The following is a 7,259-nucleotide window of genomic DNA, read 5'->3' on the forward strand; positions in this document are numbered from 1 at the left end:
CGTCCTGACGTTCCGGGGTGAAGTCATCGACCTGGAGCCGGACGCGGAGGTTGCCCGGGAAGCGCTGGCGAGCCAGGTCGCCGCCCGCGTGAAGAGGCTGTGGGGCAGGGCCGCGGACCTGGCGGGGAAGGTGATCCTCACGGGGGGCGGGGGTGCGGAACTCTACCCCTGGCTCAGGACGGCGCTTCCTGGCGTGGTCCTGGGGCAAGACCCGCTGTTTGCCAACGCGCTTGGGTACCTGTCGGCCATGGCCGGGGGAGCGCTGTAGCAGTACGCGAATACAAAAAACGAGCCCAAAACCCTTGTCGGAAGCCAGTTGCCCCCCGGCATGCGAATACATCGGCAGCCGATCCGCCCTCGGCGCTTGAATGCGCGCGGCGGGGAGTGCGGAAAAACGTTGGCGCACAAGGGTTTTGGGGTACCAGCCGGGCGGCCAGTTAAGCGAATACAAAAAACGAGCTCAAAATCTTTGTCAGAAGCCAACTTTTCCTCGTCACGCGAATACATCGGAGGCCGATCTGCCCTCTGTCGGGGAACACGGCGGTGAAAGCGAATACATTTTGGGGTGGGGAGCGCGGAAAAACGTTGGCGCATAAGGACTTGCAAAAACAGAAGTGTATTCGCGGTGACGGGGGGCGGCTCAGGGCTGTCACTCTGAGGCTTGCCGCTGAAGACGTGGCGGTGCTTGACGGGCTGACAAGGGTGTACGGTTCGCGGGCGCGGGCTGCCCGGTTTGTTCTCTCGCAGGTGGGGATGGCCTTGCTGGAGTTGCACGGTGAGGTTGCCCGCCTGGGCGGGGAGGTGGCCGGGCTGCGCGAGGACCTGGCGGCCGTGCGGGCGGCGGTCGAGCGGTTGGAACTGGCGGGGATGGCGCCACGGCAGCATGACTGCCGGGAAGAGCTGCAGCCGGAGGACGAACGGGCGGTGAAGCAGGTGCTGGGTGCACTGCTCGGGATGAGCCGAACGGCAAGAGTCGATTGAGCTAAGGCTAAAGCAGGCCCGGGAGAAAGTCCCGGGCCTTGCTGTCTTTTGGAAAAACGAACGGAGGACCGACTTGATAGGGAAGAGACAATCCCGGCGCAAGTACAGTACCAAGGACCGGCCGGAGAAAACCCTGGCCGCTTCTTTTTGGGCAGCACACCTGGAAGCGCTGCAGGAGTCTGCAGGTCACGTGTACATTTCGTACACGCAGCTCCTTACCCGGATAACCGAGCTGGCGCGGCAGGCGGCCGGCGATCTGGTAGCCCCCGGTTCTGGGTTGACTGGGGTGGCCCTTGGGGGCCGGGTGCTGGTGGAAGTGGGCACCGCAGACCAAATGCGGGCGGTGAAACTGGTCTTCCCCGTGGCACCAGCCCCGTTCAACCGGTGGTTCCGGTGCAGCTGGCAGGCCAGGTGGTCGATCCAGGTAGAGACGGAAACCCGGGCTCTGTGGGAAACGCTGGTGGCGGCGGCCGAACCGCAACTTGCCGGCGTGGCCCCCTTCGAGGAGGCCACGCTCTTCCTGCGGTACGTGCGGCCCCGATCCGCCGACGCAGACGCGTTTGACTACAGCGTGAAGTACCTGGTGGATGCTCTGGTCCGCGCCGGCCTGCTGGCAGGGGACGAGGGAAACCGCCTGCGCTACCAGGTGGAAGTGGTCACCGACCCCCAGTCTGCCGGCTCCGTGGAGCTCATCATCGTGGAAGGAGATGCTTTGTCCCGCCCCCAATTCGTACCAGTCGAGGTTGGAGTCGTCTTACCCGAACGGGTGAACGCCCACGAATAATTTTCCGGTTGAAGGCCCTGCCAAACCAACTGCGGCAATGGGTTGCGCCCCCCTCCGGGCTGTTCTGGGCAAAACCCGAAGCCGCTTGCATTTCGGGCGTAAGGGTTTGCGGGAAAACCAGCCCAAGGCAGGGAGCACGGCAGCAAGCGGGGTAGAGAGGAGGTGGTGGCGCTGGAGAGTTCCGTGCGGGACGGAATCCTGAAGGACCTGGCGCGCGTCGAGGCGATGTGGCTGAGTGATGTGTGCGATCTTTGGTGCGGCGGTGACAGAGACCGTTGCACGCGGGTAGTACAGGACCTGGTCAGACGCCGGTTGGTGAGCGAGCGCCGTGCCCGTAGCGATGCGCGCCGGCGGTACCTGGTGCTCAGGACAAGGGGTGCCGCCGCCGCCGGCCTTAAGGTGAGGCCGCGTGGCTCCCGGACAACGGTGGCCGCCGGTGAGCACCTTGCGAACCACGGCTCCTTGTTCGCGGAGTTTGTCCGGAATGGGGTGGACCGGGAAAACATCCTCGTTGGGCGGGAGCTCACCCGCGTGGCAAGCCTTCCAGTCCAACCCAGACCTGTTGTCGGCCTGATCCGAGGTTCCCAGCTCACCGTCGTCGTACTGGCCCCTATGGGTTGGAAAACGTGGCGGCGCCTCCTTGAGAATGCCCGTGGGATTACCGAGTGGGTGTTTCTCTCACGGGACAACCGCACCTGGTCTCGCCAGCTGGACGGTTGGATAGAGGGCAGGTGTGGCACCCCCACCTGGATACCCAGACCCACCTGGTCGGTTGCCACCTTGCTCAAGTGGCTGGATGACCGCAACCGCGCGGCTTGGGAGGCAGCTCGCGCGGCTTCCCTCCAAGGTCTCAACCTCGTGCCCGCCGCCAGCAGGGGAGGTCGGCGGCCGAAGAGCGACGAGCAGGAATTCTGGTGCTATGTCCGCGGGGATCTCTATCTTCTGGAGGACTTCCGCGGCTTTCCGGTCCACCGGCTGTGCGTTCTAGGGGATCCGGTCAGCGGGGCGCGCAGGCGCCTCGGCTGTTCCGGTGTGGTGGCTTTTGTGGAAACGCCACACGATGCCACCCGTCTGGCGCGGTACCTGGGCGTCGGTGCTCCCTGGTTGTTCCTCGTGGGTGAGGACAAATTCCAGCTCCTGCGCCTCGAGGGGGAAAAGCTGGTTCCCGTTGCTGGAGGTGTTGCCCCTTGAAAGTTGTCGTCCCCGCGGATGAGGTCGCTCTGGTCGAGCGCCGACTGGCGATGGCCGAAGGGCGCGTGCGTTCCCTGGCCCGCGCGGTCGCCATGGGGGTCCAGCGCCAGGTGGTGGCGCCCGTGCCCTGGGACCCGGGCTGGTGCCTGTCCTGCTTCCCGCGCCTCCGCCTGGCTCGCGGCTGGACGCTCGTTGGTTACCTGGTCGCCTGTCCCGGCAGGGTGAGGACGCTGCACGCTGTCTGCGGGGGCCGGCCGCCTGGTGTCGGCTGGCTCAAGGAGCAGGTGGACGATCTGGAGTGGGCTCCCTGGCTCAATGCCGCCCCGCGCCGGTGGCCCGTTGAGGTCAACCCCTTCCTGGAAATAGCCGTGCGCACGGACGGCACCCCCGAAGGTCGGTGGCAGTTGGCGCTGTTCGTGCGGCGGCTGCGCAGCCTTGGCTGCGTGGGTATGATCAACATGCTCCCGGCTGGCCGGCTGGTGAAGTCGGCGCTCGACCTTGCCGGGAAGCCCTGGGCGCGTGCCGGCAGTCGCTTCCCCTCGCAGTGGCTCCCGACCGTGTGGACGCTACCCGGCAGCGTAGTAGCGCAGTGGCACGAAAGGGTTGCATACGAAGACGGAACGGAGGAGGTGGTGCGGCTGTGGGCGCGAAGCGCGACCGGCCAGGTGTACATGACCAGGCGGGCGACGAGCGTTCTCGTGTCCCCCTCCCGGGCTGGGGAGTGACGCCCTGGGACTTCCGCGGCGTCGAGCACGGGGTGGCCTTTGACCTGGTCGACCTGCTGAGCCAGCTGGCCTCCGAGTGCGGCCCCAGGCGGTACGCGTCGGTGCGGGCGTCGGATCTCGGCTGGCCGCTGGCATCCGCCCCTAGGCTGCGCGTTCCGCCCGGCCGCAGGCGGCGCCTGCCTGCCAGGTGGCTCCTCAGGAGGATAGCCCGTGTGATGGGCCTTGAGTGCCGTGCCCGCGACAGCGCGTCTTGGCGCACGCCCGCCGATTTCGTCCGCTGGGCCGCCGCGCGCCTCGACCCTGTCCCGCAGGATCTCGGGGACGAGCCTTGCTGGTGTGGCAGCGGCAGACCGCTCGGTTCCTGCTGCGCCGTCCGGTACCGTCCCAGGCGCGTTCTCGCGCGGATGCCGGCGGGCAGGCGCCGGACGGCGGTTTCGACACCGGCCCGCGCGGACTGAGAACGGAGAAAGGGGGCATGGTATGTGGCGCGTGTGTGGGAGATGCTCAAGCGCGCCAAGGTGCATGCAGGTGCCGATCCCGACCGCGTCGTCTGGGTGTCGGCTGTGACCGTGGCCCGGCTCAAGTGGTGCCACTGGGCCGCGGTGGTGGAGGCCAGGGAAGCTGAGCCGGCGGTGTTCCGCGCCTGGTTGGCCGACCGGGTGCAGCTGGCCCTGGCCCAGGGGGTGGTCAGGGCAGTTCCGGTTTCCCCGGAGGACCTGCTCGACCTGGCCCTGTCGGATGCCGTGGCCGGAGGCGAGGTGCTGGGCGGCGACGGCCTGCTGGGGCTGTCCCTGCTGCCCGGTGGGGTCTCGGGCGGCGGGCCCAGGCGGTGGGTCCGGGAAAAGGGCCTGTTCCTGTGCGCCGAGCCGGACGGCTCGGAGGGCAGCGCCGTGATCGAGCGCGAGCCCCTGCCTGCCTTCCCGGCCCGGTTTGCCTGGCCGGTGATGGAGCTACACGCCGACCTCTGCGGGCTGGCCTTCGGGGCCGGGTGGAGGCGGGTCTTCCTGGATGGCGAACGGCGCGACGCCCCTGTGGACCTGGCGGCCGCCGCGTCCGCCCTGGAGGTGTTCCGGGAGCTGGAGGCGGGGGCGCGCGACCCTGTTCCGCCGCAGTCCTGGAAGTGCCGGGAATGCGAGGTCTGGGAGGGCTGCATCCTGGGTCCGAAGTAGAGGAGGTGCCCCGGTGGCCAAGTGGCTCGGGCTGGCGCTGGTAGGCGCCAGCCTCCTGTGTTTTCTTGCGCGTTTCGTGATGGCGGTGGCCGACCTGGCCCGTCTCCCCCGGCTCTGGAGACACGGGAAGACCGTTGAGTCCCGGCGGTGGCGGCTGGCGCGGCCGGCCCTGACCGGTGCGGGAGTCCTGCTGTTGCTGGCCGGGATGCGCCTTGCCGGGCTCCCGCTGTCCTGAGGGTGCTGAAACGCTTCGCGGGAAGCCGGGTGGAACGGGCGTGGTCGTGGCCGCTTGCGCAGGCCGGTTTGGCGCGCTGGAATCATGGTTCGCTCCGAGCGCGGCGCCGCGCCGGGGGAGATGGAGCCCGCGTAGTTGGCGCGGCTGCGTCCGCGCTGTGATCCTGGCCTTGTCCGCGGCATGCTTTGGTCAGACCGGCTCCCGCGGCCGTGCGGCGGGTGAGCGTGCAGGCAGTTTCCGAGGAGCGTGCCTACCGCCGGCCGTTTGAGCCGGAGGTGGCGGCGCGCATCCTCGGGGCTCTGGGTGTGGGCGGTTTTGCGAAGGTGGTGCAGTGCTGGGTCGACTGGACCTGCTGTTTCCCGCGCGGCCGGCGGTTCTGGTGAAGATGCTGGAGAACTGGCGGGTCGGCGGGGAGGACACCGGGGTTCCCGTGGAGCGGGTGTTCTACCTGCGGCATGAAAAGGGCGAGTGGTACCTGGACGGGAGATGTCGGGTCCTGCCTAACGAGCTGGACGTGGTGTTCGACCGCGGACCCACGGGGAAGCCAGGGAGCTTCCTGGAGTCGCTGGAGGAGCAGGCGTACGAGGAGGTGATGGCCGCCGGGGCGTGGTAAGGGTGCGGCACTTACTGGCCGCCGCTGGCCACCTGGTGCTCGTGTCTCCAAGCCCGCGTGGAGAAGCAAACGTGCGGTGTGGTCTTGATTTCACCCGGGAAAGGAGGGGGAAAGATGCTGCAAGATGTGGCCAGGCCCAGGGCGCGGAAAGTCCCAGGCGCGCTCAGCCCAAGGGTCAAGGTGGCGGTTGGTATCGCGGCCGTCGTGTTTCTTTTCCTGGTGTTCCGGTTCTGGGTCGTGGTACCCGCCGGGCACCGGGGCGTCGTGCTCCAGTTCGGGGCCGTCAAGGGGGCGATAGGCGAGGGGCTGCACTTCGTGCTGCCGGTGGTGCGGCAGGTAGAGCTGGTGGACGTACGCGTGCAGAAGACGGAGACGGAGGCGCAGGCGGCGTCGCGCGACCTGCAGACGGTGCGTAGCCTGATCGCGGTGAACTACCATGTCGACGCTTCCGCGGTGGACGACCTGTACCGCAGGGTCGGGATGCATTACGCAGCCACCATCATTGCCCCAGCCGTGCAGGAGTGTGTGAAGGCGGTGACGGCGCAATACACCGCGGAGGAACTCATCACCGAGCGCCAGCAGGTCTCCGCCCGGATGGCGGAACAGCTGGGGGCGAAGCTGGCCCCGTACGGGATCGTGGTTGACGGCTTCAACGTCGTCAACTTCGACTTCTCGGAGGAGTTCAACCGGGCCATCGAGGCCAAGCAGGCCGCGGAGCAGCTTGCGCTGAAGGCCCAGCGTGACCTGGAGCGGGTGAAGATCGAGGCGGAGCAGAAGCTGACCCAGGCCCGTGCCGAGGCCGAAGCGCTGAAGATCCAGAAGCAGGAGGTCACGCCCGAACTGTTGCGCCTGCGGGAGATTGAGGCGACGCTGAAGGCGATTGAGAAGTGGGACGGCAGGCTGCCACAGGTGACCGGGGGCGCGGTGCCGTTTCTGAGCGTGCTAGGCGGTGGAGCAGCGGGGGGCAAGTAGGAGCCTGGGGCCTGAGGGGGTGGGTGTCGTGGTGGCAGGGCTGCCGCACGGGCTTTCCCGGGCAGCGTGCGCGGAGGGTCGTTCGCTCGGGGCTGCCCTGCGGTCGGAGGCTGGGTGTGCGGACGATGCCGTGCGGCTTGGTACGCTTTTGGCCTTTGGCCTCGGGTATTTCGGCAGCTTCCTGGCGCTCTATCCCCCGGGGGCCCGCCTCGGTGCCCTCTGCACTGTCTTCTGGGGACCCGGTTGGGGGCAGCGGGCGGCGGCTATGGCGGCCGTGGCGGTTTACGCGGCTGCCCTGGGCGGGTGCGTGGCGTCCCTCATCCGCGGACGAGGACATGCACGCTGACGTGGGGGTGCTGCACGTGGACTTTGCGGAGTTCTGCGCTGCCTCTCCGGCCCTGCTGGGGCTGGACCTGCGGAGCTACAGGCCGGACGTGCTCGAGCGCAGGCTGGAGGGTTTCCTGGCCTGGGTGCGCGCCGGGAGCTATGACGGCCTGGTGCGGATGCTCCGGGATGGCCGCCTGGAGCCCGGGGCGCTGCTGGACTGGTTCGTCCCCAAGGTCTCGCGGTTCTTCCGCGACAGCGACCG

The 7,259-nt window shown here is 68.1% G+C and carries 12 protein-coding genes; all 12 read left to right on the forward strand.

Annotation, left to right across the window (positions count from 1 at the left end; genetic code table 11):
- A partial coding sequence (locus AB1609_12220; GenBank protein ID MEW6047230.1) for a hypothetical protein occupies nt 1-268 on the forward strand: 268 nt, incomplete at its 5' end.
- A 317-nt stretch (nt 269-585) separates the two neighbouring features.
- Nucleotides 586-981 (forward strand): hypothetical protein, encoded by a 396-nt coding sequence (locus AB1609_12225; protein MEW6047231.1) that lies wholly within the window; start codon nt 586-588, stop codon nt 979-981.
- Between the two features lie 73 nt (nt 982-1,054).
- On the forward strand, nt 1,055-1,765 hold the full coding sequence (locus tag AB1609_12230) for a hypothetical protein (protein MEW6047232.1): 711 nt from the start codon (nt 1,055-1,057) through the stop codon (nt 1,763-1,765).
- Between the two features lie 162 nt (nt 1,766-1,927).
- Entirely contained in the window at nt 1,928-2,956 is a 1,029-nt protein-coding gene (locus AB1609_12235) for a hypothetical protein (GenBank protein MEW6047233.1), read from the forward strand.
- Nucleotides 2,953-3,681 (forward strand): hypothetical protein, encoded by a 729-nt coding sequence (locus tag AB1609_12240; protein ID MEW6047234.1) that lies wholly within the window; start codon nt 2,953-2,955, stop codon nt 3,679-3,681. Before AB1609_12235 ends, AB1609_12240 begins: the two co-directional genes overlap by 4 nt.
- Nucleotides 3,678-4,139 (forward strand): SEC-C domain-containing protein, encoded by a 462-nt coding sequence (locus AB1609_12245; protein MEW6047235.1) that lies wholly within the window; start codon nt 3,678-3,680, stop codon nt 4,137-4,139. Before AB1609_12240 ends, AB1609_12245 begins: the two co-directional genes overlap by 4 nt.
- Before the next feature lie 24 nt (nt 4,140-4,163).
- The gene (locus AB1609_12250) at nt 4,164-4,850 is read left to right on the forward strand and encodes a hypothetical protein (protein MEW6047236.1); all 687 of its coding nucleotides are present in this window, start codon (nt 4,164-4,166) and stop codon (nt 4,848-4,850) included.
- Nucleotides 4,851-4,863: 13 nt separating this feature from the next.
- Nucleotides 4,864-5,085 (forward strand): hypothetical protein, encoded by a 222-nt coding sequence (locus tag AB1609_12255; protein ID MEW6047237.1) that lies wholly within the window; start codon nt 4,864-4,866, stop codon nt 5,083-5,085.
- 331 nt (nt 5,086-5,416) lie between these two features.
- Entirely contained in the window at nt 5,417-5,698 is a 282-nt protein-coding gene (locus tag AB1609_12260) for a hypothetical protein (GenBank protein MEW6047238.1), read from the forward strand.
- A 114-nt stretch (nt 5,699-5,812) separates the two neighbouring features.
- Complete coding sequence (locus AB1609_12265) at nt 5,813-6,670, forward strand: prohibitin family protein (GenBank protein MEW6047239.1); 858 nt, start codon at nt 5,813-5,815, stop codon at nt 6,668-6,670.
- Nucleotides 6,671-6,701: 31 nt separating this feature from the next.
- Nucleotides 6,702-7,016, forward strand: coding sequence for a hypothetical protein (locus tag AB1609_12270; GenBank protein ID MEW6047240.1), 315 nt, complete (start codon nt 6,702-6,704; stop codon nt 7,014-7,016).
- On the forward strand, nt 7,006-7,259 hold a 254-nt coding region (locus AB1609_12275; GenBank protein MEW6047241.1), incomplete at its 3' end, for a hypothetical protein. The genes AB1609_12270 and AB1609_12275, both read left to right, overlap by 11 nt.

Source organism: Bacillota bacterium (assembly GCA_040754675.1).
Classification (GTDB): domain Bacteria; phylum Bacillota; class Limnochordia; order Limnochordales; family Geochordaceae; genus Geochorda.

Excerpts from the sequence above, each read along its gene's own strand:
- AB1609_12265 (MEW6047239.1), top strand. The coding sequence starts at position 5,813 with ATGCTGCAAGATGTGGCCAGGCCCAGGGCGCGGAAAGTCCCAGGCGCG.